The organism is Candidatus Tiamatella incendiivivens (genome assembly GCA_015522635.1).
Classification (GTDB): domain Archaea; phylum Thermoproteota; class Thermoprotei_A; order Sulfolobales; family Acidilobaceae; genus Tiamatella; species Tiamatella incendiivivens.
On record WALW01000019.1, the window covers coordinates 364,622 to 389,289 of the forward strand.

Genomic DNA, 24,668 nt, shown 5'->3' on the forward strand with positions numbered 1-24,668 from the left:
ACCTATTCTACAGTAACTGTTTTAGCTAAATTCCGGGGTTTATCAGGATCGTATCCTTTTTCCACGGAGATATAATAGGAGAGTAATTGATAGGCAGGAGTGTGAGCATAGGGTTCAAGTATTTCGTTTTCATATGATGGTATATTCAAAATTCTGGCTTCTGGCATATTGGTTCTAATTATATCAGCCGTGGGGGTTGAAACGTAGATTACGCCTTTCCTTGCATGCATTTCCTTGATATTGCCTATCAATTCTTTCCAATGGTTTATTGTAAAGACGAAGAGTATGGGAAATCCAGGTTCGACTAGGGCAATCGGTCCGTGCTTGCTTTCGCCTGCAGGATAGGCTTCAGCGTGAATATAATCAATCTCCTTCACTTTTAATGCTGCTTCTAAAGCTAATATAGCCCCCAATCCTCTTCCGAGTATATACATACTCCGACTATTCGCCAGGTCTTTTGCGTACATCTTTACTAATGGTTCGCTTATTCTGATAGATGACTCGGCTATTTCCGAGGCCTTTGAAAGAATGCTCAGATATTCACTGGACTCGCTATCTGTTAGTCTTCCTACTATATGGGCATACTGTACGGCTATGTAGGTTAGTGATAGGACTTGCGTTAGATAGGTTTTCGTTGCAGCTACACCTATCTCAGGCCCGGCTCTCATGTAAATAGCATAATCGCTTTCTCTAGGAATGGCACTTTCAAGCACGTTTGATACTGATATTATTTTTCCACCGCTTATTCTAAATGATCTGACAGCTGTTAATGTGTCAATCGTTTCTCCGCTTTGGCTAATAGCTACAAGTATATCCTTGTCCCCTACCTCTTCTGAAATCTGAGTATACTCAGACGATATGAAGGGAATCGAAGCTCTCCCACCTAGTTTTGAGAGAAAGTATTTGAAAACCAGACCAGCATGGAAACTTGTTCCAGCCCCGGTAATGTAGATTTTCTCTGAGTTAACTAGATGTTCGATGACTCTTTCTATACTTGGATCAGATTGTAATCCGAAGAATGTTTCTCTCAATGCTAGTGGTTGCTCGTAAATCTCTTTAAGCATAAAATGAGGATACCCAGCCTTAGAGATGTTTTCAATATTCCAATCTATTGTTTTTATTCTGGTTGTATAATCTATGAATCCATTTGCACGCTTTATCATTATTTCACTAGGTGATATCCATCCATATTCTCCATCTCTAAGTGGAATGATGTGATTTGTATAGCTTAGAACTGCAGGAATATCACTAGCAACTAAATTGACTCCTGATCCTACGCCAATAATCAATGGACTTAATTTTTTAGCAAAGTATATCCTAACAGGTTCCTCTTTATAGATAATAGCGAAGGCATAGCTTCCCTCAATTTCTCCTAGAGTTTCTCCCAAGATATCAATGAATCGCTTACCATCAGCTTCCCTTATCTTTTCTTCAATAAGGTGTGCTATAACCTCAGTATCTGTTTCACTCTTGAATAAATGGCCTTTCTCTTGTAGGCCTTTCTTGATAACATAGAAATTCTTTATGATCCCATTATGAACTATGGCAATAATGCCTTTGCAATCAGTATGGGGATGAGCATTCTCGTCGCTAGGAGGTCCATGTGTCGCCCATCTTGTATGGCCTATCCCGGTTAGACCGTCGATTTCACTAAAATTTAGCTTGTTGGAAACTTCATCAATTTTGCCTCGTGCCTTTCTAATAATAATGTCCCCATTAGATATCACGGCGATGCCTACGCTATCATAGCCACGATATTCAAGCATTTTCAGAAGTTTAGTCAGGGTCTTACCTATTGTTTTATCCCTCAGCATATTCTTTTGCTTTGCCGCTATCCCTACAATACCACACATATTAATATACCCCCGCTTGGTAATGATGTATGATTTTTCAACGCTATTATGGATTGGTGTTTTGCGATATTTATTTAGTTGTACTAGTTTTTATGGGGGCTCTTAGCTTTGGCCCTAACTCATCTGGGATCGTCAGAACCCTAGTTAAACAGATAACTAGGGTAAACGCGTCATTGCCCCCTAATTCTTCATTACATAATTTATCTTTAAAATATAATGAAATCTGTTTCTTAAACATAATTCTATTAATCAAAAATATATCGAAGGAAATCAGAATAGTTCTTCGCGTTGTATGCAAGAAACTTAAAAACCGGGGAATCCTCTAGGAAACACGGTGAGTTGCATTGACTAGCTGGATATTAAGATGCACAGAATGTGGAAGGGAATGGAAACTTGATGTTAGTTTTAATTTAAATGAGATGGGCAAGATCTACCATTATTGCACGTTTTGTAAGAAAAATACATTTCACCTTGTTGTAAAACGGATCGATTAGCTGGTTATCTTTTTAATGTAACCAATCCCAGGTCTGCAAGGTTTTATTAACTTGTTTAGCACGGTTTCTAGCTCGGATAAACCTATCGAAAATTGGATGCCTTCTCTTCTATCCCGGATAGCTAATGTTTCTCTACCAATGTCACTTTTGCCGATTATTATTGTGTAGTTGCTCCATAGCTGGCCGGCATCTCTTAACTTTCTACCTAATCTTACCCTTCTTTCATCTAGGTATATCCGCAAATTGCTGTATGTGTCTAGGAAGGCTGCTATTTTCCCCGCGTAATCTACTTCTTCAATACCTCCTGTCGCTGTTGCTATGTATATGTTTACAGGGGAAAGCCAGCATTCCAGTGAAGGCGGGTTTTCTGAAAATTCAGATTCTTTTATTGCTATGTATACCCTTTTCGCTAAAACTATTTCCACCGGATATGTTATACAAAGAGAATTCGTGCAAACACCTATTTCCTCACTCTCTACGTATAGTTTATTCCCTGATATAAAGACTGGTTTTTCGAATAAACCCGTAGAAACAATGTCTAAATCGCTTTTAGAAAAGAATAACAGTAGGTTTCCGTTTGCATTTGTTATCAAACCCGGAGGTTCCATTTTCTCTTGCAGGATTTCATTAATATTACATAGATGAGTTGAATATATTCTAAGAGATGCGTTGAACAGTGATTGAATTCTAGCAACCAACGCGTTTAATTGAACGGGAAATATCCCAGTCTTATCGAAGTACCCCCATCTTTTATAGACCTCTTTGAATACTGGTTTCAGATTCAGCGATTCAATTATCTTCCTTAGCGGATAACATTCTCTTTCAGGTATGTTTCTCATATCCGAACGCTCATATCGCCTTGATAGCTCACTTACTGGATGGCCGTAACAGTATATGTAAAATTCTTTATACCATCCAAAAGGTGCTCTAATAATTTTTACGTTAATATCTCCTGGAAAGCTTTTCATAGAACTTTCCAGCTCCTTCATTATTGAAATAGCTATCGAGGGCGGAGCTAGTTTATCTGATAGATGTGCATAAGGATATAATACGATTGTACCGGGTTTAAGCGAATCTATAAGTTTAATGACATCACTAGTAAACGCTTTTTTTATCTCATCAAGTAAGGCCTTGTCATTTTCCTCTATACTCACAAATATGACCAAGGCATTCCTAATAGGTTCCTCTAGTGATACAGGCAGCTCTCTGATCTTCGTTGCGGGCTCGTTTGATTTAAACCAGAACTCTTTGGCATGAATGATCTGAACCTTCATTTTTAACACCTATCGGAATATTTTTTTACTTCGCTTTATAGTTTCAGTTACCGGACCCTCTATATGACAACAGATAGAATTCATGTTTAATACCTTTCTCAGCCAAATCATAGTTTTTAGGATGAAGACCAAGGTGGTTCTTGTTTTGGTAAAGGAAGAAAAGATAAATGAGGAAGCAGCAGAGGAGCATAGTTTAGACAGTATAAGTAAACTACCCGGAGTAGGATCCACCACTCTTTCCAAACTAAAGGATGCTGGGTATACTACGCTTCAGGCAATAGCCGTAGTTACACCGGAAGAATTAAGCGTCGATACGGGTATCCCTATAGCTACCGCTCAAAAAATAATATCAGCTGCACGCCAAGCTTTGAACATAACTTTCAAGACAGCTCTCGAATTGAAGCGGGAGAGAATAAATACCCGTAAAATAACTACCTCAAGTAAGAACCTTGACGAATTACTTGGCGGAGGAATAGAGACTAGGATGCTTACAGAAGTTTTCGGCGAATACGGTAGCGGTAAAACCCAGATATGCCATCAGCTATCTGTAAACGTACAATTACCCGAAGATAAGGGAGGATTGAGGGGTAAAGCAGTTTACATAGATACAGAAGGCACATTTAGATGGGAGAGAATAGAAGCTATGGCAAAGGGATTAGGCCTCGACCCTGATGAGATTATGGGTGATATCTACTGGATAAGAGCCATAAACAGTAATCACCAGATAGAAGTTGTCGGCAAGCTCTTCGAGTTTGTAAATGAGGAAGATATAAAGCTTGTGGTATTAGACTCTGTTACAAGCCACTTCAGAGCCGAGTATCCTGGCAGGGAGAACCTTGCTGCTAGACAGCAGAAGCTTAATAAACATCTCCATCAGCTAGTAAGACTTGCGGAAGTATACAATATCGCTGTTGTCATAACTAACCAAGTAATGTCAAGGCCGGACGTCTTCTATGGAGATCCAACACAAGCTGTTGGAGGCCACGTATTATATCATGCCCCAGGAGTTAGAGTTCAACTTAAACGGAGCAGAGGCAATAAACGAATAGCAAGAATAGTAGATGCACCACACCTTCCCGAGGGGGAGACTGTGTTCTCGATAACTGAATGGGGCATCAGAGACCCTGATTAACCTAAACTATTGCAAGTAGTCCAGCAATAATCTCTTGATTTAAATGAATACCAGGTTCTCATCCATACGCTTTCCCATATTATCCTCCCGTCAACAACTCCGTGAGCCTTTTTCAACGTGAGCCTTTTTCAATAGGATATTCATACCACTAATGTAATCAAAAACGTGTCATCTTTTCCCCAATATTGTATTCATTATCAGCCTACACAGTATGCAAGCTGTATCCATTTATCCTCGACAACCCAGTAAAATACCAGGCTATCATCTATTGTAACAGTACTAGGTGAGAGCTTCTTCTCTAAGACTCTTATGTTTCTTGTATGATATTCTTGCTGAATACTATTTTTATGAGAAATCGCCCTACATATATATTGGCATATCTCCTTACACTTGTCCGGATTACGGGCTAACGGGCTGGATCACCTATGATGCGTTACGGATTATTGATAAGGGATCTTTATGTATTGCTGGTTTTATTAATTGCTTCCTACTGGGATTACCGTAAAAGAGAGATCGAGCCCAGTTATTGGGTTTATACAAGTATCACTGGCATAATCTTGTCCGTGTTAATGTACAGGCTAGGGTTTATTGGAGTTAACTTAGAAACCTACCTAGTATTTTCATTATTCGCCATAGGACTTGTTGGTTTATTTTACCTGCTCGGTTATATGGGTGGAGCGGATCTTTATGCAATAATCTTTATAACAGTTTCGACTCCCAGGTCACTTAATTCATTTGAGTTAATCCCGTCAACCTTTATGACAGTAGTATATGCTGCTGTAGCCTCTGCACTCATCCCGGTATACTTCTGTCTTTATAATGTCGTGTCAGCGAATAGAAGAAAAATTATCCATAAACAGGAAAAGGGGTTCATCCTTTGCTTCCTAGGCATACCTAAAAGAGCGAAAGAGTATATAAGGGATAACGGGTACTGGTTTCCATTGACCACGTATACGAATGGAAAGCTAGTCACTAGATATTCATTCCACGTAGAAGAGGAACCTGATGATCATAGGCAAAGTATCAATAGTCTTTTAAATGAAAACGTTATAGATGAAAATAGCATTATTTGGGTTACACCTGGCATTCCATTTATAATATTCATCTTGATAGGGTACTTGCTAAGCATAATAATTAGCGATATACCACTGCAAATCTTATTTGGTGGTCTCGGTGGCTGAAAAAAGGGAAATACTTTGGGCTCCTTGGAGGATGAAGTATATTAAAGAAACAGTTGAGAATGAAGAAGGGAAGCTAAGTGAGTGTATACTCTGCAGAGTCGTTAAGGAGTCCGATGACAAGAAAAATTTAATCCTATATAGAGGTGCTAGAGTCTATATAATACTAAACAAGTACCCCTATAATACAGGCCATCTCATGATTGTTCCCTATAGACATGTTCCAAGCATAGAGGATTTGGATCGTTGTGAACTCCTTGAATTGTCGTTGACGATAAAACATGCGGTCAAAGCGTTACGAGATGCATTTAATCCAGACGGATTTAATATCGGTGTCAATATAGGACGAGCCGCTGGTGCAGGGATACAAGAACACGTCCACGTACATGTTGTTCCTAGATGGATTGGAGATTCCAATTTCATACCAGTCATAGGAGGAGTAAAGGTTATACCTCAAGGCCTAGATGAAACATATAGTCAAATAAAACCCTTTGTTGAAGAGGAAATGAAGAAAGTTAAGAAAGAAATGAGAGGATGCTAGCTCAAATGATGTATTTATTTACTCATACAGACTTAGATGGGGTTGGAAGCGCTGCGGTTTACTTGATTCTCAAAGGCAAAAGACTAGGAGACTCAGGTATCTCGGTAACATACAGTGAACCATATAATATTCACCAAAGAATGATGGATTATATACCATATATTGAAAAACAGGACAGGGTAGTAGTTTCCGATATAGGTATAAATCCCAAAATATATGTGGAACTAAGGGACGTTCTAAGAAAGGTGCTTGAGAGAAACGCTACAATAGAATGGTACGATCATCATAAATGGTCTGATAAATGGATTAATGAATTCACAAAGCTAAGAATAGATTTACATGTAGATACTTCAACATGCGCGACTGGTGTCGTCGCTAGATACGCAAAACCGGAAATATGGATTAACGGGGAAATAAAGAAAACAGTAGAAGAGCTAGTGTATTCTGTTTGTGCTGCTGACCTATGGAAATGGGATCACTATTTAGCACCGAGGTTATTCAGAATAGTCACATTAAATGGCAGTCAAGGTGAAATTCGTAGGAACATGGTTCTCCGGAAATTTACAGATCAAAAGATATGGGATAACGAACTTGAAGAACTCTTAGAAGACTACGTTAACGTGGAACTAAAGAACTACTCTAAGCTTGATAAAGGATTAGTTAGAATGTGTAGCAAAAATTGTTGCCTTGGTTTAACAGTAAAGAACAGGGGGCCGCCTACAAATAGTTTTGTCGGGGCGTATGTTCTCTCACGCTTTAACGTTGACATGGCATGTATAGCGAAAAGCAATGGATCACTATCTTTAAGAAGTAGGAAGGTTGATGTGCAAAAGGTAGCTCTAGCCTTAGGTGGAGGAGGCCACTCTCGTGCGGCTGGAGCAAAAATAGATCTCTCTACGATTGACGTTTTACTCTTCAATTTCTATCCCAGATTGTTCCTGAGGAGAATTGGACGTAAAATCCTGAAAATAGCTGAGAGCAGCCAAGCCTGCGACGTCCAATAGAATAGTTTTTAACCTTAATAAAGACTGTATGGTTTTTGAGGAGTATAAAGAGTGTGTATTAGGATTAGAGGAGGCTGCTGACAATGGGTGCACGTAAACATCACGCTCCGAGAAGAGGGAGTTTGGGAGTAAGACCGCGTAAACGAGCTTCAGGTATAATTCCTAGAATAAAGAGTTGGCCTATGGTAGAACTAGAGAAACCTACTATATTAGGTTTCCTCGGATACAAGGCTGGAATGACGCATGCTTTTATTGTTGACCAAAGAAAAGGTTCACCTACACATGGTATGGAAGTATTCACCCCCGTTTCAATCGTAGAGACCCCGCCTATGATCCCCTTAGCTATTAGAGCATACGTCTTTGATCCTAATGTAGGCCTGAAAGTTGTTGGTGAAGCTTGGACTCCTCCTCCTGAGGAATTAAATCTTCATAGAAAAATTAAAACTCTAGGAACCTTTGATCTCGATAAGAAAATGAAAGAGATAGAAGACAAAATCTCTGGTAAAAACGAGGCTGAGATACGAGTCATAATAGCGTCGCAACCCAAACTGGTTGGTGGCCTTGAAAAAAAGAAACCAGATTTAATTGAATTTAAAGTAGGTGGAAGTGATATCTCAAGCGTTCTTGACTATACAAAGAGTATCGTAGGCAAGGAAATAAGGGTATTTGAAGTGTTTAGCGCCGGTAGCTTCATAGACGTTATCTCTATTACTAAAGGAAAGGGGTTTCAAGGTATGATAAAGCGGTTTGGTGTAAAAGAGCTGCCAAGATGGCATAAACATAGGAAAGGAAGTAGAAAATCAGGTTCTAGAAGCCATGGAAGAGGGACGTGGAGCGAGACACCGCAAGCGGGTCAATTAGGCTTCCACAGAAGAACAGAGTATAACAAGAGAATCCTATTGTTAGGTGAAAATGGTTTTGAAATAACTCCAAGCGGTGGGTTCGTTAACTATGGGCTGGTGAAGACGGATTTCATCGCATTGCAAGGTACAATACCTGGAAGCGTTAAGAGACCTGTAGTGCTAAGATACCCTGTAAGACCACCTGCTTGGATAGGCAAGCTTGACGATATAAAGCCTGTTGTAACATATTTCAGTCTTTCATCCAAACAAGGTAACTGAATTAATGGAGGTGTAAGGCAATGAAATTTAAAACAGGGTTAACTTCATATGCATCCACCGGTCTTAACGGCGTTTCATATAGTGCTGAAAGCAGCGAATTGAAAAAATATCATCTACCAACTATTTTTAGTTTTCCTGTAAGAAAAGACTTGATAAAAAGAGTATATTACGCTGAGTTCACCGCTAGACTCCAACCGCAGGGCAGGGATCTCTTAGCTGGTAAAAGAACCACAGCAGAGAGTTGGGGGATTAATCGTGGTGTTTCGAGAGTTCCAAGGCTTAAGGGGACTTCGAGGGCTGCTTTTGTAAATATGACAGTCGGTGGTCACTTAGCTCATCCTCCTAGGGTTGAGAAAATAATTCGAGAGAGGGTCAATAAGAAGGAGCGCGTTCTTGGTACAATAAGCGCATTATCTGCTACAGCTGTACCATCTATGGTTCGGGAGAGAGGACATATATTCGAGCTAGATAATCTTCCGATAATTATTCCGGCTTCTCTAGAAGATGAAGTCATTAAAATGAAAGATGCAATAGAGTTATTCCAGAAAATAGGGGTGTATGAGGATATTGTAAAGTCATCTAATAGTATTAGGATCAGAGCTGGAAAGGGTAAGAGGCGTGGGAGGAAATACAAGGAAAGGAAAAGCATTCTATTATTGCTGTCTAGCACGAGTAAGCCCTTAGCAAAAGCTGCTAGAAACTTCCCTGGAATAGATATTTCGACAGGATGGACTGTGAATGTTCTGCAACTAGCTCCAGGAGCTGTACCAGGCCGATTAACAGTAATATCTAAGGCAGCTCTAAAACAGTTAACTCATAGATTTGGGGGTGTAATATGATGAAGGATCCGCTTAAGATAATAATTGCACCGGTAAGTACTGAGAAGGCCTCGAATCTAATAGAAAAAGAGAACACAATTACATTGATAGTCTCTAGAAATGCTACCAGAAACGAGGTTAAATATGCTGTCGAGAAACTTTACCAGGTAAATGTGGCAAATGTTAGAATTCTTATAACGGCAAAGGGAGAAAAGAAAGCGTATGTAAGAATTTCCCCCGAATTCGATGCATCAGAACTAGCTTCGAGGCTAGGCATAGTCTAATTCTCATTTTAATTCGATGGTGTCTCTAATTTTCTTGGCAACCTCTAAGAATGCTATAGTCGCTGGGGAGTCTGGATATTCTAGGAAGAACACTTTCCCCCTGTCGTTGCTTTCTCTAATTTTTGAATCTATAGGTATTCCACCTAGGTATCTAATATTGAACTCCTTTGCAAGTGAATCGGCTGCACCTTTTCCAAAGATGTAATGCTTCGTACCATCTGGGCACTCGAAGTATGTCATGTTCTCTATTATTCCAATTACTGAAATGTTTAATCTGTTAGTGAATGAAATAGCTTTCTTTACAACTACTCTGGAAACTTCTGAGGGGATAGTGACAATAACTGTTCCTGTAAGGCTGGGTATCAACTGTGCAATAGTTAATTGCTCATCTCCTGTTCCTGGGGGGAGATCTATTAGTAAATAGTCAAGATCACCCCAGTTGACTTCAGCCAGTAACTGCCTTATTGCACCCGTCTTCAGTGGACCTCTCCAGATAACTGGTGTGCTATCGCTTGGTATAAGTAAACCTACCGAAACTACCTTAATACCCAGTGCACCAACAGCTGGATGTATTCCTTGTTCATCTGCAGTCAACCCTATACCTTCCTTTAACCCTAGCATTGTGGGGATTGACGGGCCGTGGACATCCGCGTCGAAAACACCTACTTTAACGCCCTGCGAAGCAAGTGCCGAGGCTAAGCTAGCTGTAACGAAAGATTTTCCAACTCCTCCTTTTCCACTAAGAACTGCAATCTTGTACTTGATCTGCTTCATTTTCTCAACTACTTTCTTCTGTTGCTCCTGAATTTGCTTCATTCTTTGAGCCATTTCCTTATAGCTTTGAGCCACCATTCTAGCATCCCCTGTTCAACGGGGTTTACAATTAGACTATATAATAATGTAATATTGATTATATCAGAATCGTGGAATACCGTAAATGGGGCGATGACGATTTTGCCGAGTACTGATTTTTAACTTTTTGATGAGTATTAATATGATCTGACGCCCCCGATGACTTAGGGTGCAAGCTATGAGGTATTTGATGATCATTTTACATAAGATGAGCGCTGAGGGGGTCCTTGTTCTAACCTTCAATTTCAGCTAACACTTCTAGCTGTGGAAACTTGGTCCTCCACCGTTTACCTATACCATATACACTATACATACAACAAACTTCTCGGTTAGCATTAGATACTAAGTCAACCAAGGACTCCATAGTGTCTCCTTCAACTACAATATCATCTATCAACAAAATTTTAGCATTATCATTATCGAGATCTGATCCATCTACATAGTAAACTTTTACATGCTCAGCAGATCCTCCAAGACCAGCAACAACTTTCTTCCAGGTTAGATACCTCTTTCGCCTCGCTATAATTAACCTTGTTTGCCTAAGCTGTGAAAGAGATACAGCGATAGGTATACCACCGACTTCCGGTGTTAGTATTATATTAAAATCAAATCCACGCTGCTCTAATCTGTACGAAATAGTTTTAGCAGCAATCCATAGGGTCAAAGGCTCTGACGCTAATCGGTGACCTATAGCCAGCTTCCCCCTTACATCTATATAGCTGTAGAGAAGATTGCTTATAATGGCCTCGTCAAGCAAGAGTTTCTCGATAGCCTCTACATGCCGTTCTCCAGGTAGAATATCGCCAGTGGAGTATCTTGATATTAAGCTTAGAGGGATTCCAGTTTTCTCCTCCAGTTCTTTGAGTTTCATGCGTTTTCTTAATGCGAAGAGGATTAGACCAGCTTCCAACCGCCTCTTGTATTTCATTCTTTTGTTGGTATGAGTAGAGTACATAGTATTTTACCCTTCAAACTTAAGTGATATAACTTTAAACGTTTATTTAAAAACTTACCTTAAGGGGGATGAGCGAGGTTTTAAGATCCGACCTGTGAGGAGGCGAACCCACGCTGCGACCCCAATGTATAAACAGTGAATTCAAATATAACTGGGAAGCACTAGAGAGTGAAGTAAGGATAGTAAATCCATCATATATAGATTTCCTAGTGGAAATTATATATGATTTTAATATAATAATAGAAACGCGCTATGAAAATGGATGTTATATGCCTAGAAAATTGTTTCTTGTTAACTGCTCAGAAAAAACAAAAGTGACCGACGAGATATTGTTTATTATATCTAAAGCCGACGAGCTAGAGTACCACAGAGGGTGTGTATACATAATATTCAATGTAACATATGTAAATGAGGTAAGGAGTATTATTAGGCTAATTACAGATAAACTAGGCTTTAAGGCTGGTCAGCTTATTAGCTTAAAAGATCATGCATTTGTAGAAGTAGATGAAGAGTAATGGATACATTTAAAATAAGGAAATGGCTTTCTGATAATGAGTTCAAGGAATTGCTAGAATTCAGTGACTATTTAGGGTATAGAGAAGGGTACAAGGTATTCCGCATTAACTATGAAAGATTGAAGGATAACGGATATACTTATAGGGATGTATTGGCAAAACTGAAGGAATACGATGCTGAATTAGACCCATTACTTGAAAGGAAAATTGAGGAACTTAGTGAATATCAGAATACTGTTATAATAGAATATAATCATATTACTAATACGTTTATAATAGCATCAAAAGAATACTTGAAACCCTATCTCTACAGGTTTTCTCAGCAAATTACATACCAAAAGGGAAGCGGCTACAAAGTTAAACCATACATGATATATGGGGTTGTCTCGGAGCTTGAGCATTACGGGTTTAAAATAATAGACAAGGATAACGTGTTGTCGCAAAAAAAGCTTCCCAAACTTGTGAGGTTAAAGGGGGAACTCAGGAATTATCAGAAAGAGGCTTTGGATAAATGGCTGGAAAATGATAAGAGAGGCATAATAGCCCTCCCAACCGGATCAGGTAAAACTGTTATAGCAATAGCAGCTATGGCGATAGCCGGGGTCTATTCTTTTATTGTCGTGTTTACAAAAGATCAGCTTATACAATGGATTGATAAAATAAAAGAGTTCACAGATGCGGGTGATCTTGTTGGAGCTTATTATGGGGATGAGAAGAACCTGCGACCTATAACTGTAACTACATACCAGACTGCCTTTAAGAAGATAAATATTTTCTCAACTAAGTTTGATTTACTCGTTGTAGATGAGGCACATCATTTGCCTGCGGATAAGTTCAGAGCCATTGCTATGGGGTCTTCGGCTATTTACAGGATGGGATTGTCAGCTACAGTCGCTAGAGAGGATGGGAAACACGAAGAGATCTTCCCTCTAATGGGAGGTGTTGTGTATTCCAAGAGAGCCTCAGAACTCGTCCAAGAAGGATATCTTGCTCCCTTCATTGTTAGAACGGTTTATGTGCAATTAACACCCGAGGAGAAAAAGAAGTACGAAGTGCTTAGGAGAGAGTATAGACGTCATAGTCTAGGAAGGAGATTCGAGGAAGTTTTAAGGCTGGCTCAAAAAGGGGATCCCCACGCCATACAGGCTGTCCGTATAAATGCAAAAATCAAGAATCTACTAGCCTTATCAGAAGGTAAAATGAGAGCTATAGAAAGAGTTGTAAAGGATGAGCTGAAAAAGGACTCTAAAATCCTAGTGTTTACCCAATACAAAACTCAGGCAGAAAAAATAGCTGAAAATCTTAACGCTTTAATTCTTCATGGAGATCTAGATACAAAAACAAGGAAGGCATTACTAAATAAGTTCAAGTCTATAGATAGTGGAGTACTGGTAGTTACTACATTGGGAGACGAGGGATTAGATCTTCCTGATGTTAACGTAGGTATTTTAGCAAGCGGCACCTCATCGTCAAGACAGTTTATACAGAGGCTTGGTAGACTTGTTAGACCTAAACCTGGTAAAAACGCTGTTTTCTATGATATAATATTAAAAGGTACCAGCGAGGAGTACCAGGCTAGAAGGAGGAGAAGATCAATATAAAAATTCACTTCTTTAGGACTTGTTTTAATAGCTTGGGGATTTCCATAGGTGTTTTAGCCACTTTTACTCCAACACTCTCTAATGCCTTTATCTTACCTTCAGCAGTTCCTGTTCCCATCATTATAATTGCTCCGGCGTGACCCATTCTTTTCCCTGGAGGAGCAGTTCTACCAGCGATGAATGCTACTGCAGGCTTTGTTATTATCCCTTCTTCAATCATTTTCGCAGCTCTCTCCTCCATATCTCCTCCTATTTCACCGACCATTACTATGGCATCCGTCTCAGGATCCTTCTCAAACATTAATAATGCTTCAATGAACGATGTTCCAATTACAGGGTCTCCTCCTATACCCACTGCAGTAGTTTGCCCCATTCCAGCTTTTGTAATCGCATACGCTATTTCGTAGGTGAGGGTACCACTTCTCGAGGCTAGGCCAACATTTCCTGGAGCGAATATGTGGCCTGGCATTATACCCACTTTTGCTTTTCCAGGCGTTATCACACCTGGACAGTTTGGTCCTATGATAGTTATGCCCCTCCTTTTACCGTAATCAACAAATTTCATTGCATCATGGACCGGTATGTGCTCTGTTATCACAACTATCGTCTTTATTCCAGCATCAATTGCTTCATATACAGCGTCTGCAGCAAACCTAGCTGGGACAAAGATTATGGACGCGTTTGCTTCAGGGTGAGCATTTCTCGCTTCCTCCGCGCTGTCATATACAGGTATTCCATAAACGTCGGTTCCACCTTTACCGGGAGTTACTCCTGCAACAATCCTTGTACCATAGTCAAGCATTAGTTTTGTATGGAATCTTCCTTCTTTTCCGGTTATACCTTGAACTACGAGTTTGGTTTTTTCATCTACTATTATAGCCATTCTTTTCACACCTCCTTAAAGGGAAACTACTTTTTGAACAGCCTCAATAGGATCTGTGAAAGCGTCGACCCCATTTTCTTGTAAAATCTTCCTGCCCTCCTCTTCATTCGTACCAGATAATCTTATAACCAGGGGCTTTGAAGAGCTTCCTAGCTCTTCAAGAGCTCCTATAATTCCCTTAGCCACTTCGTCACAGCGGGTGATTCCTCCAAAGATGTTCATAAATATCTTCTTTGTCTTAGGAATATCTATTAGGAATTTGACAGCAGTCTTTACTAATTCTTTACTCGCTCCTCCCCCGATGTCCAGGAAGTTAGCTGGCTTTCCTCCATATAGGTATACAAGATCCATTGTGGTCATAGTTAGACCTGCACCATTTCCGATTATCCCAATATCACCGTCTAGTTCCACGAAAGCAAGACCCATACTTCTGGCTTTTATCTCCCACTCCGTGTATTCACCAGTATCCTCGAGGTTTCTTTCACTTATATCGGAGTGCTTATATATGCTATTGTCATCTATTATCAGCCTTGCATCTAATGGAATAACACTGTCTCCTGTAACAGCTAAGGGGTTGGATTCCGCTAAGTCAGCATCATAGTCCATGAACACATTGTATAGCCCTATTAAGAATGATGCGAATGAGTTAAGGGCTTTACCAGTTAACCCTATCATTTTACCAATTTTCCTTGCTTGATACGATTTTAGACCAAGGAAGGGATCAACGTATAGCCTCACTATACTCTCTGGTTTTTCCTTTGCTATTTGCTCAATATCCATCCCCCCATACTGAGACGCTAAGATAACAGGTTTCCTTTCGCTTCTATCGATTATTATAGAAGCGTACAATTCTTTTTCATGGGGTATTGCTTCTTCAATTAAAAGGTATCTAGGCTTTAAACCTTTAATGGGTTTCTCGAACAGTACTTTGATTAGACCCCCAGCGTCATCCCAGGTTTTAGCAATTTTTATTCCCCCTGCTTTCCCTCTTCCAGCTACAAGAACTTGCGACTTCACAACAACGGGAGGTTCTAGGCCGCCTTGCTTTATTTTCCTTAAAGGGTCAGGCTCACCTTTTTCTAATAGAACTGATTGAGGCACTTTCACCTCGTGTTTTCTTAAGATCTCCTTTGCTTCGAATTCGAAGAGCTTCAAAATTCATCCCCGTGAACCAACGAATGCTTATATGTTGTTAAAAGTGTTTTCTAATTACTTTTTAATAATATGCATGATGCAGCCTCAAGGAGCCCGGTTGGCAGTCATCTTATCTACGGGTTCCTCCTTCCTTACAGGCGTCTTCATCGGTCTGATAACTAATCTTTTGCGGTTGAAATTTAAAATGCTTATTATATAATCGAACAGTAGCTGGGGAGTCGCTTCAGAGAAAGGTGCAAACTCTATTGATGATAAGACCAGGTAACCACGTTATTCCAGTAGAAATTCTACTAAAGTTAAAGGTTAAACAGATTCAACGTGTCACTAACGAATTGACAGAATGTGACGATGTACATATTGCAACGGAGCCGGGGATAATCCTAGTCAAAAACGGTATTAGAATTAACCTGGTGGCAGGGACAGGATCCATAATAATACCTGATATTAATTGCCTCTCTAGTGTGGATGAAATTCCAAGCATCGAACCAGTCAAGAATGAATGGATAAACACTTGTCCTGTAACTCGGAAACAACTACTAGAAGTAAAGGAAAACGGCCAAAACAAAACATCATATATCAATGATATCACAATAGTGTCATTGACTAGAAAGATGATTTATCCAAGGGTATTCAATGGGTTGAAAGTGGATGAAATATTGATCCAAAAACCTGGTGAGGAAGGTATTGAGTGGATTATGAGTGACAGTAGACTAAGGTATCCCGTGGTTTACTTGGATCAGGACAATGTCATCCATGTATCAAAAGGATCAGAGGAAATGGGTAAACTGATGATTCTCCTATCCTATGAGACTAGATGCCGTCAGTACAGGCTTATAGCTTCATCAAGATAAGATCAATTTAGGGGGTGGATGAGGAGGCTACCCTACGTATACTTTACTGGATGGTAAGAACCGACCAATCCGACACCCCTCTACTTTAAAGGTGAAAACGGGCATGCGATATCTTAGAAAGAGAGAAATGCTTGCATATTATTTACTAGCTACCTCTGGGGAAACAGTTGAATACGGAGAAGCCCTAGATCTCCTCAGACAGGAATTATGTCTTACTCCTAAAGTAGGGAGGAGTGTATTAAAGAAGCTTAAGAACACTGGTTATATCACAATAAGTAAGAGTAAAGATAAAATTATTATCAAAACTCAACCGTTAAATCAGATTTTCATTTCTATGATATCCGATTATAGAACTCAGCGTTGCAGAAGGGTTGGTCTCACTTAGATAGATAACATATGGAGAGCTCCCAGGATCAAGGTTATTGTTTTGACATCAGCTATTTCACCTGTATCTATCAGGCCAAAGGCTTCTCTGAGAGAGTACTCTTTAACCTCTATAATCTCGTGTTTCTCCAGTCTTTGCTGACCTTTACTTGGATTTATAGCTAGAAATAAATGCATAAATTCAGTAGAGTATCCTGGTGACACGTAACCGGAGCCTAACTCGACTAATTCTCCAGCCAATAAACCTGCTTCCTCCTCCAATTCTCTACGAGCAGTTTCTTCTGGAGTTTCCCCTCTATCAACTACTCCGGCCGGCGCTTCAAGAATCCATTTTTCTATTGAAGGTCTATACTGTTTCAATAGAACTACTCTTCCGTCACTGAATACTGGGAGAACGGCAGCACTTTCAGGAAAAACTACTCTGTCTACAAGTACAGTATTTCCGTTGGGAAGCAATTTTGTTTCTGCAATAAACTTGACTCTTCTTCCTTTACATTCTACCTTCATATAATTCTCCCAAGATTACGTATATTCTATATACAAGAAGATAATAATAGTATATTTCAAAAATAGTTTAAGAGGAATGATGAAGGCTGTACTCCATGAGGCGACGATGATTAAACTTTTAAGTACTGACTGTTCAAGGCGTTGAGGTGAGTGATATTGACTAGAATGAGTTGGCTGTCTCCAAAGCAATTGAAAGGGAAGACTTTTGACGTACTTATTTTAGGAGGCGGACCAGCGGGATACTCTGCAGCAATTTATGCAAAGAGATTCCTATTAAACACAATAGTATTAGCTAAGCTTATTGGAGGTCAATTAACTCTTACAGATTACGTCGATGATTATCCAGCCTGCCGTAAAATAAAAGCCTCAGACCTCGTTAACAGGTTTAAGAAGCATTCAGAGGATTTTGGCGCGTTAACTTACTGGGGTGACTTAGTTGAAAGCTTCACAAGAACAAGCGACGGTAGGATGTATAGGATAATGACACAACGAGGCGTAGAGTTGTTTGCTAAATCCATTGTAATAGCTATAGGAACCAAAAGGAGGAAGCTAGGTATACCTGGAGAAAAGGAATTCTCAGGGAGAGGAGTAAGCTACTGTAGTGTCTGTGATGCCCCATTCTATGCCGGGAAAGATAGTGTTGTTGTGGTGGGGGGAGGAGATGCTGCTTTCGAAGGAGCTTTAATCTTATCTGGATATACTAAAAAGGTATATCTAGTGCATAGAAGGAAGCATTTCAGAGCTAAGCCCTATTTCGTTGAGAGAGTTATGACTAAGGAGAACATCGAGATACTAGTGGACTCTGTTCTAACAGAGATAGGAGGAGATAGGACAGTTAACTATGTCAAGGTGAAAAATAAGGTTACAGGAGAAGAGAAAATACTGAACGTTAATGGGGTTTTCATAGAGATAGGATTTGAACCAGACAAAGACTGGGCTATCAAAAACGGATTAAGTATAGATCAGATAGGGTACATAATAGTTGATGACTGGATGAGAACCAATCTCTCTGGCGTATTTGCAGCTGGTGATTGTACCAATAAATGGCCTAGCTTTAGGCAAGTAGTGACGGCTGCTGCAATGGGTGCAATAGCAGCTTACTCAGCGTATAATTATCTGCAAGAGAATGATCTCATATGATTTCATCATAAGACTAGAGCATTACTAGAGTATTATCAAGCCGGATCACTTTACAATATTTCTGGTCAAATAATTTTACGGGGATTATGTTGAGTAGATTAGAAGGTAAAGCCATTACTAGCGATGATCTTAAGGTGTGGCTGAAAAGGAGAATTGTCGAAATAGAAGAGGAGCTACATTATTATAAGGCGATGCTTTCAATTTTGGAGGGAACTATACCTATTTCACCGCCTATGCCGGGTGAAAAATCAGAAGATCTGAAGGTAGGTAAGAAGAGAATAGCTATTATATTCAGGGGAGACGGTTATGTTAGAAGTTCCCCTAGTTTCAAAGCATTTCTAAATGCTGAACTGAAGGATTACGTAAACAACGTTGTTAATGAGATAAAGACTATGCAGGGAGAGGAATCTACAATCACCTTTGAAGTAAAAGAAAATCCTGACGGGTCTCTCAGAGAAGTTCGTGTTGAAGGTTTACAGTCAACAGTAGAGGAACTCCGTATAATAGGGGCCATGAAGTATATCCTCCAGACTCTTTACTACCAGTACAAGGCTTCTCTAAAAGCTAACCAGAGAGGCTCAGTGTAACTCTGATCAGGCATTAATACCTTCTTGCCGGTTATCGTCATTGCCGTATTAATTATTTACCCGAGGACGAAAATAAGGATAAATGTTTCCACTATAATATTCAAACATTGATATATGTTTACGTGAACATTAAAATGGTAGTTAAACGGTGTTTAGGTTGCCTGAGCGTGACATGCCTTTTAGATATCTCGTAGAAACTCTTGATAGGCTTGAGAGGATAAGTGCTAGAACACAGATGACCGTTATACTTGTTAACTTATTCAAAGAAACTCCGCCTGAGATTATTGATAAAGTCATATATCTCATGCAGGGTAAGCTGGGACCTGATTGGAAGGACATACCTAACTTCGGAGTCTCAGAGAAATTCCTAGTTAAAGCGGTGTCTCTAGCCTATAAAAGGCCTGAAAAGGAAATAGATTCCATCTACAAACAACTAGGAGATTTAGGTCACGTAGCTGAGAACTTGGTCAGCAAGGCTGGTGGACCACAAGCAGCTGGATTAATGTCGTGGATCGGCCAACAGAAGAAGGAACTTACTGTTACAGAAGTTTATACCACACTCTATCGAGTAGCATTAGCGCAAGGAGAAGGTAGTAGAGATATAAAGATAAGGTTAATATCTGGTTTGCTTTCGGAGGCAGAGCCATTAGAGGCTAGGTACATTGTCAGGATTATAGAAGGGAGGCTTAGATTAGGTGTTGGTGATGCTACAGTATTAGACGCGTTGGCCATAGCTTTCGGTGAAGGAGTTCAAGATAGGCCTGTTGTGGAACGAGCGTATAATCTTAGAGCAGATTTGGGGGATATAGCAAGGATATGCGCGTCGCAAGGCGTAAAGATTCTCAGTAATGTTAAACCGCAAGTAGGTATTCCAATACGACCTATGTTAGCTGAAAGACTTAGCGATCCTATTGAAATATTAAAGAAAATTGGTGGGGAAGGACTTATAGAATATAAGTATGACGGAGAAAGAGGTCAGATCCATAAGAAAGGAGACGAGGTTTTCGTCTTCTCTAGGAGGCTTGAGAACATAACTCATATGTATCCTGACGTTAGAGAGCTTGCCCAAAAGTTCATCAAGGCGGATGAAGCTATAGTGGAAGGGGAAATAGTCGCAATAGACCCGGAAACTATGGAACTACGCCCGTTCCAAGAACTCATGAGGAGGAAAAGAAAGCATGATATCCATATCGCTATGAAGGATGTGCCTATAGCAGTGTTCCTCTTTGATGTTCTATATGTTAACAGTGAAGACTTAACTGTTAAGAACCTTCTTGAACGTAGGAAGGTTTTAGAGTCTATCGTAGAAGAAGACCAGAGTTGGACTATTGCAACATATATTAAAACAGGAGATCCTGATGAGTTTATGAATTTCTTTATGAAGGCAGTTTCAGAAGGGGCGGAAGGCGTTATGGCTAAAGCTATACATAGGGAATCCATATATAGGGCTGGTGCAAGAGGCTGGCTTTGGATCAAGTTTAAGAGAGACTATAAGAGTGAAATGACTGATACTGTTGACTTGGTGGCTGTAGGAGGATTTTACGGTAGGGGTAGGAGAGGAGGGAAAATAGGTACACTCCTAATGGCGGCTTACGATCCTGAGACCGATACTTTCAAAACCGTCTGTAAAGTTGGTAGCGGATTCACTGATGAGAATCTCGACAAAATGTACAGCATCTTTAAACCCTATATAATTCCCCATAAGCATCCGAGAGTGGATTCCATAGTAAAACCCGATTTATGGTTTGTACCAGCAAAGGTGGCTGAAATCATTGGTGCAGAACTTACTTTATCACCCTTACACACATGTTGTTGGAATAAAATTAGGTCAGGAGCGGGGATTTCAATAAGGTTCCCGAGGTACATTAGGTGGAGGGATGATAAAGGCCCGGAGGATGCTACCACTATAGCAGAATTAATGGAAATGTATACAAGGCAGTTGAAGAAAATTGAGGAGGCTAGGTAGAAGAAGAGGCTATAATAGAGACATGGTTCTCCAGAGAATGAGAGTTCTCTACAGGTTAGCTGTCGAAGACGCTAGAGAAGGAGACCTAGACCACGCGAGAATGCTTACAAGCCTCATCAAAAAGCTATCGACTAGGAATAGAGTTAGGATACCTGTCGACATCAAACGAGGCATATGCAAGAATTGCGGGGTACCACTAATCCCTGGTTTAACCAGTAGAGTCAGACTTATACAAGATGGTCGTTCATCGAAAATTGTTGTAACATGCCTTATTTGCGGGTGGATGCATAGGTATCCCTATAAACCCTTGAAGACAACAAGCTGAGGAGGGTGTCTAATATGGATAAAGAAAAACTGCATCAAATGGAAGTGGATGTAATAATAGGGAAAAGAGGTTTAGATGAGGCGGTTATCGGGGAAGTGAAGAGACGATTAAAAAGGAAGCGGTTCATTAAAGTTAAGATGCTCCGATCTACATTAATGGCAGAGGACTCTGATAGGAGAACAATAGCAGGAGAACTAGCATCTAAGGCTGATGCTGGCCTTATAAGTATAAAGGGTAGAACAGTTATTCTGAAAAGGAAAGCTAACTTTAATAAGGGGTAACTATGGTATTGGGAAACCATAGAAGATGAATGGTGGTACAGGTATGGTTAACGCTTTAGAGGCGCCAGCGGAGGAATTGATAAAAAGGGTTGCCTTGAAACTGAAGAGAATGGAAGAGATAAAACCGCCAGAATGGGCTTACTTCGTGAAAACAGGAATACACGAGGAGGCTCCTCCTATTGATTCAGACTGGTGGTATATAAGGGCAGCATCTATAATGAGGAGGCTGTATAAAACTAAAACTCCTGTTGGAACTGAGAGGTTAAGGACGGTGTACGGTGGAAGATCTAATCTAGGTTCAATGCCAGAGCACTTCAGGAAGTCAGGAGGAGCTATAATCAGAAGCATTCTTCAGCAGCTACAGAAAGCTGGCCTAGTACAGATAATTCCTAGAAGAGGGCGTGTATTAACATCAACAGGTGTAAGCTTGCTTGATAATGTAGCGCATGAAATACTGAAAGAACTAGCGGAAAATAAACCTGCACTTAAGCATTATTTAGAGTAATTCTCCATCTTACTATGAGCTATAATTCATTGTTATATTTAACTAGCTTCAATTAACAATTTAGTAAGACGAAGAATGGGGTGGGATCATTGTCTGCAAATGATTATGAGGATGACGAGTTAGCAGAAATTAGGAGGAGAAGACTAGAGCAATATAAGGAAGAGGCTAAGAAAAGAGAGCTTCAGAAGCAATTAGAGGCTCAGAAGCAGGCATTGCTCAGAAAAATTCTGACAGAAAAAGCCAGAGAGAGGCTTAATAATGTTAAACTCGTCAGGCCAGACTTAGCGTCTCTAGTCGAGGAACAACTTATAGCGTTAGCACAGACGGGTAGGATCTCTGTACCTATAGGGGAGGATGTTGTAAAGACTATTCTTTCAGAACTCTATACAAGAACTCATAGAGAGCCTAAGATTAGGTTCAAGAGAAAATAGTTTTTATTACCTATCGAGGTTAAACAGCCTTAGTATGGTGTCCCGGATGGCGAGGAATAAGCATATTGCAAGGAAACTAAGACTAGCACACGCAAATAGGTCAAGTAATCCTATACCTGTTTGGGTTGTAGTTAAATCACTACGTAAAGTGAGATTTAACTACAAGATGAGGAATTGGAGAAGGCAGAAGCTAAAAGTCTAAGGTGAATATTGATGACTGATGAAAAATCAACAGCTGTATTAGAGAGGGAATATACCATTTCTCTGGGCCCCCTATACTATGGTAGGAGAACAAACCGTGCTGCAAGAGCAGCCAGAAGGATAAAGGTGTTCGTAAAAAGGCATATCAAAGCTGATAGAGTTGTACTCTCCAACAATGTAAATAATTACATATGGAGTAGAGGGATAGAGAAACCCCCGAGGCGTATAAATGTTCTGGTACGTGTTTTCGAGGAAGGGGAGGAAGAAGAGAAGGAGAAAGTAGCAGTTGTGTTCCTATCTCGTTCAAAATGACCTGGTTTCTATCATTTTTTGTATATAAGATATTATTACTATTTATAGCTATAACACATTAAACAATTCTGAAGGGTTGACAAAACGATGGGTGATGGTTTTAGAGTTGAGTATTTCGACTATAAAGGAAATCCTAACATCGGGGTTTATATGGCTGCTAACAATAAATTGGCATTAATCCCTATGGATATTGATGCTAAGGACATAGAGACTATTCAAGAGATTCTAGGTATAGAGGTTTTCTATGTTAAGGTATCAGACACCAGTCTTCTAGGTGTACTCGTAGCATTAAATGATAATGGTATACTTATCCCAAGGACTTCGGGAGATTCGGAGATTCGTAAGTTCAAGAGTTTAGCTAAAAGTATGGGTTTAGAACTAGGTATTCTCCCTTCTAGGAATAACGCAGTAGGAAACATGGTATTAGCTAACAATAAGGCAGCTTTGGTTTACCCAGAGCTTGACGATGACTCATTAAAAGTAGTAAGAGATGTTCTTGACGTTGAAGTCGACAAGAAATCGATAATAGGAATTCCTACAATCGGTTCTCTGGGAGTTATAACGGATAAAGGAGGGATTGTTCATAGAGATGTGACAGAAGACGAGTTGGATTGGCTGTCAGATTATTTCAAGGTGAATATAATGACCGGAACGGTTAACTTTGGGGTTTCATTTATAAAGACGGGCTTAGTAGCTAATAGCAAAGGAGGACTAGTAGGCTCTGAAACCATGGGCCCAGAGTTGGTAAGAATTCAGATGGCTTTGGGTGGTTGATATGAGTGATGTGAAAGTGTTTAAAATTAGAGGAAGAATGCTCTTATCTCATGATAAATTCCCTGAGTGGAGAAATTTCACAGTGGAAGTTAGAGCTTTAAGCTTAACGGATGCCGTCGAAAAAGTTTACTCTAATCTAGGAAGTAGGCATAAGCTTAAGAGGTATCATATCAACATAGATGAAGCAAAGGAGATTCCATTAGATGAAGCAGAGTCTACTTATGTTCTCAGTGTAGCAAACCTCGAAGGATGGGATGAATCTTGAGTGAACAGGAAAGCAGACTTGGGGAGCTATATCAGAGCATTCAGTATTTAGATCAGCTTATAACACAGCTACAGACAAATTTGGAAACAATTTCTAGAGAGATACTGATAATCAAGCAGTCTAAGGACAGTATAAATGCTATAGCTAAGAATACGGAAAATATACTTATACCTATAGACGCTAAATCATACTCCTTGGTTAAAGCCGAGAAAGTGGATAACGCTAAAGTTCTTGTTAGGGTTTCATCAAAGCATTATGCGCCTTTACCGCCTTCAGAAGCTATCATTGTTCTAGACGAAGAGGAGAAGAGGTTGCTGAAAGCATCTGACGAAGTTAAGCGAAGAATTAGTGAACTTGTCTCGGAGAGAAACAGGCTTCAATCTAACCTATCGGGCATGCTACAGCAAGCTCAGAACACACCGGCTCAGTCTGAACCTGAGAAAAGCCAAAAATAGAGTACACTACTTCAATATATACCA

General features: G+C 39.9%; 30 protein-coding genes. 23 read left to right on the forward strand and 7 right to left on the reverse strand.

Features of this window, described 5'->3' with window-relative positions; all coding sequences use genetic code 11:
* Nucleotides 1–2: 2 nt before the first annotated feature.
* Nucleotides 3–1,853: a glutamine--fructose-6-phosphate transaminase (isomerizing) gene (gene glmS / locus F7B60_05370; GenBank protein MCE4614937.1), complete on the reverse strand. Its 1,851-nt coding sequence runs from the start codon at nucleotides 1,851–1,853 to the stop codon at nucleotides 3–5.
* Between the two features lie 490 nt (nucleotides 1,854–2,343).
* Nucleotides 2,344–3,621, reverse strand: coding sequence for a hypothetical protein (locus F7B60_05375; protein MCE4614938.1), 1,278 nt, complete (start codon nucleotides 3,619–3,621; stop codon nucleotides 2,344–2,346).
* Between the two features lie 145 nt (nucleotides 3,622–3,766).
* Here F7B60_05375 and radA point away from each other — a divergent pair, with 145 nt between their 5' ends.
* The 7 genes from radA (at nucleotide 3,767) to F7B60_05410 (ending at nucleotide 9,699) form a co-directional block, all read left to right on the forward strand.
* Nucleotides 3,767–4,753, forward strand: a complete 987-nt coding sequence (gene radA, locus F7B60_05380) for a DNA repair and recombination protein RadA (protein ID MCE4614939.1) — start codon at nucleotides 3,767–3,769, stop codon at nucleotides 4,751–4,753.
* 425 nt (nucleotides 4,754–5,178) lie between these two features.
* Nucleotides 5,179–5,934, forward strand: coding sequence for a prepilin peptidase (locus F7B60_05385; GenBank protein MCE4614940.1), 756 nt, complete (start codon nucleotides 5,179–5,181; stop codon nucleotides 5,932–5,934).
* The gene (locus F7B60_05390) at nucleotides 5,927–6,472 is read left to right on the forward strand and encodes an HIT domain-containing protein (protein ID MCE4614941.1); all 546 of its coding nucleotides are present in this window, start codon (nucleotides 5,927–5,929) and stop codon (nucleotides 6,470–6,472) included. The genes F7B60_05385 and F7B60_05390 overlap by 8 nt, the downstream gene beginning before the upstream one ends.
* Nucleotides 6,473–6,477: 5 nt before the next feature.
* Nucleotides 6,478–7,476, forward strand: a complete 999-nt coding sequence (locus tag F7B60_05395) for a DHHA1 domain-containing protein (protein ID MCE4614942.1) — start codon at nucleotides 6,478–6,480, stop codon at nucleotides 7,474–7,476.
* Nucleotides 7,477–7,559: 83 nt separating this feature from the next.
* On the forward strand, nucleotides 7,560–8,597 hold the full coding sequence (locus F7B60_05400) for a 50S ribosomal protein L3 (GenBank protein MCE4614943.1): 1,038 nt from the start codon (nucleotides 7,560–7,562) through the stop codon (nucleotides 8,595–8,597).
* A 20-nt stretch (nucleotides 8,598–8,617) separates the two neighbouring features.
* Complete coding sequence (gene rpl4p / locus F7B60_05405) at nucleotides 8,618–9,436, forward strand: 50S ribosomal protein L4 (protein MCE4614944.1); 819 nt, start codon at nucleotides 8,618–8,620, stop codon at nucleotides 9,434–9,436.
* A complete protein-coding gene (locus tag F7B60_05410; GenBank protein MCE4614945.1) occupies nucleotides 9,436–9,699 on the forward strand; it encodes a 50S ribosomal protein L23 in 264 nt (87 codons plus the stop codon). Before rpl4p ends, F7B60_05410 begins: the two co-directional genes overlap by 1 nt.
* Before the next feature lie 3 nt (nucleotides 9,700–9,702).
* Here the strand turns inward: F7B60_05410 and F7B60_05415 are convergent, their stop codons facing one another.
* Together F7B60_05415 and F7B60_05420 are read right to left on the reverse strand one after the other, a co-directional pair.
* Nucleotides 9,703–10,551: an Mrp/NBP35 family ATP-binding protein gene (locus F7B60_05415; GenBank protein MCE4614946.1), complete on the reverse strand. Its 849-nt coding sequence runs from the start codon at nucleotides 10,549–10,551 to the stop codon at nucleotides 9,703–9,705.
* Between the two features lie 232 nt (nucleotides 10,552–10,783).
* The gene (locus F7B60_05420) at nucleotides 10,784–11,506 is read right to left on the reverse strand and encodes a hypothetical protein (protein MCE4614947.1); all 723 of its coding nucleotides are present in this window, start codon (nucleotides 11,504–11,506) and stop codon (nucleotides 10,784–10,786) included.
* A gap of 269 nt (nucleotides 11,507–11,775) precedes the next feature.
* Here F7B60_05420 and F7B60_05425 point away from each other — a divergent pair, with 269 nt between their 5' ends.
* Nucleotides 11,776–12,021 (forward strand): hypothetical protein, encoded by a 246-nt coding sequence (locus F7B60_05425; GenBank protein MCE4614948.1) that lies wholly within the window; start codon nucleotides 11,776–11,778, stop codon nucleotides 12,019–12,021.
* Complete coding sequence (locus F7B60_05430) at nucleotides 12,021–13,622, forward strand: DEAD/DEAH box helicase (protein ID MCE4614949.1); 1,602 nt, start codon at nucleotides 12,021–12,023, stop codon at nucleotides 13,620–13,622. Before F7B60_05425 ends, F7B60_05430 begins: the two co-directional genes overlap by 1 nt.
* A gap of 4 nt (nucleotides 13,623–13,626) precedes the next feature.
* On the opposite strand, the gene sucD is transcribed toward F7B60_05430, so the two are convergent.
* Together sucD and sucC are read right to left on the reverse strand one after the other, a co-directional pair.
* Entirely contained in the window at nucleotides 13,627–14,505 is an 879-nt protein-coding gene (gene sucD, locus F7B60_05435; GenBank protein MCE4614950.1) for a succinate--CoA ligase subunit alpha, read from the reverse strand.
* 15 nt (nucleotides 14,506–14,520) lie between these two features.
* Nucleotides 14,521–15,660 carry an ADP-forming succinate--CoA ligase subunit beta gene (gene sucC, locus F7B60_05440; GenBank protein ID MCE4614951.1) on the reverse strand — a complete coding sequence of 380 codons (1,140 nt, stop codon included), beginning with the start codon at nucleotides 15,658–15,660 and terminating at the stop codon, nucleotides 14,521–14,523.
* 245 nt (nucleotides 15,661–15,905) lie between these two features.
* Here sucC and F7B60_05445 point away from each other — a divergent pair, with 245 nt between their 5' ends.
* Both F7B60_05445 and F7B60_05450 read left to right on the forward strand, forming a co-directional pair.
* Entirely contained in the window at nucleotides 15,906–16,511 is a 606-nt protein-coding gene (locus tag F7B60_05445; protein MCE4614952.1) for a hypothetical protein, read from the forward strand.
* A 103-nt stretch (nucleotides 16,512–16,614) separates the two neighbouring features.
* Complete coding sequence (locus F7B60_05450) at nucleotides 16,615–16,896, forward strand: hypothetical protein (GenBank protein ID MCE4614953.1); 282 nt, start codon at nucleotides 16,615–16,617, stop codon at nucleotides 16,894–16,896.
* Here F7B60_05450 and F7B60_05455 read toward each other — a convergent pair.
* Nucleotides 16,893–17,402: an NUDIX hydrolase gene (locus F7B60_05455; GenBank protein MCE4614954.1), complete on the reverse strand. Its 510-nt coding sequence runs from the start codon at nucleotides 17,400–17,402 to the stop codon at nucleotides 16,893–16,895. The genes F7B60_05450 and F7B60_05455 overlap by 4 nt on opposite strands.
* A 165-nt stretch (nucleotides 17,403–17,567) precedes the next feature.
* On the opposite strand from F7B60_05455, the gene F7B60_05460 reads away from it, so the two are divergent.
* The 12 genes from F7B60_05460 to pfdA all read left to right on the forward strand — a co-directional run bounded on the left by F7B60_05460 (nucleotide 17,568) and on the right by pfdA (nucleotide 24,644).
* Nucleotides 17,568–18,542, forward strand: a complete 975-nt coding sequence (locus F7B60_05460) for an FAD-dependent oxidoreductase (GenBank protein MCE4614955.1) — start codon at nucleotides 17,568–17,570, stop codon at nucleotides 18,540–18,542.
* A gap of 89 nt (nucleotides 18,543–18,631) precedes the next feature.
* Nucleotides 18,632–19,129: a hypothetical protein gene (locus F7B60_05465; protein ID MCE4614956.1), complete on the forward strand. Its 498-nt coding sequence runs from the start codon at nucleotides 18,632–18,634 to the stop codon at nucleotides 19,127–19,129.
* 172 nt (nucleotides 19,130–19,301) lie between these two features.
* Nucleotides 19,302–21,095, forward strand: coding sequence for an ATP-dependent DNA ligase (locus F7B60_05470; protein MCE4614957.1), 1,794 nt, complete (start codon nucleotides 19,302–19,304; stop codon nucleotides 21,093–21,095).
* Nucleotides 21,079–21,420: a ribonuclease P gene (locus F7B60_05475; GenBank protein MCE4614958.1), complete on the forward strand. Its 342-nt coding sequence runs from the start codon at nucleotides 21,079–21,081 to the stop codon at nucleotides 21,418–21,420. The genes F7B60_05470 and F7B60_05475 overlap by 17 nt, the downstream gene beginning before the upstream one ends.
* Before the next feature lie 14 nt (nucleotides 21,421–21,434).
* Complete coding sequence (locus tag F7B60_05480) at nucleotides 21,435–21,701, forward strand: YhbY family RNA-binding protein (GenBank protein MCE4614959.1); 267 nt, start codon at nucleotides 21,435–21,437, stop codon at nucleotides 21,699–21,701.
* 43 nt (nucleotides 21,702–21,744) lie between these two features.
* Nucleotides 21,745–22,206 (forward strand): 30S ribosomal protein S19e, encoded by a 462-nt coding sequence (locus tag F7B60_05485; GenBank protein ID MCE4614960.1) that lies wholly within the window; start codon nucleotides 21,745–21,747, stop codon nucleotides 22,204–22,206.
* An 89-nt stretch (nucleotides 22,207–22,295) separates the two neighbouring features.
* Nucleotides 22,296–22,637, forward strand: coding sequence for a DNA-binding protein (locus tag F7B60_05490; GenBank protein ID MCE4614961.1), 342 nt, complete (start codon nucleotides 22,296–22,298; stop codon nucleotides 22,635–22,637).
* Between the two features lie 46 nt (nucleotides 22,638–22,683).
* Entirely contained in the window at nucleotides 22,684–22,839 is a 156-nt protein-coding gene (locus tag F7B60_05495) for a 50S ribosomal protein L39e (protein MCE4614962.1), read from the forward strand.
* An 11-nt stretch (nucleotides 22,840–22,850) separates the two neighbouring features.
* Nucleotides 22,851–23,150, forward strand: a complete 300-nt coding sequence (locus F7B60_05500) for a 60S ribosomal protein L31 (GenBank protein MCE4614963.1) — start codon at nucleotides 22,851–22,853, stop codon at nucleotides 23,148–23,150.
* Between the two features lie 87 nt (nucleotides 23,151–23,237).
* On the forward strand, nucleotides 23,238–23,924 hold the full coding sequence (locus tag F7B60_05505; GenBank protein MCE4614964.1) for a translation initiation factor IF-6: 687 nt from the start codon (nucleotides 23,238–23,240) through the stop codon (nucleotides 23,922–23,924).
* 1 nt (nucleotide 23,925) lies between these two features.
* Nucleotides 23,926–24,189 carry an eL20 family ribosomal protein gene (locus F7B60_05510; protein MCE4614965.1) on the forward strand — a complete coding sequence of 88 codons (264 nt, stop codon included), beginning with the start codon at nucleotides 23,926–23,928 and terminating at the stop codon, nucleotides 24,187–24,189.
* Nucleotides 24,186–24,644 carry a prefoldin subunit alpha gene (pfdA, locus tag F7B60_05515; protein ID MCE4614966.1) on the forward strand — a complete coding sequence of 153 codons (459 nt, stop codon included), beginning with the start codon at nucleotides 24,186–24,188 and terminating at the stop codon, nucleotides 24,642–24,644. Before F7B60_05510 ends, pfdA begins: the two co-directional genes overlap by 4 nt.
* Nucleotides 24,645–24,668: the final 24 nt, after the last annotated feature.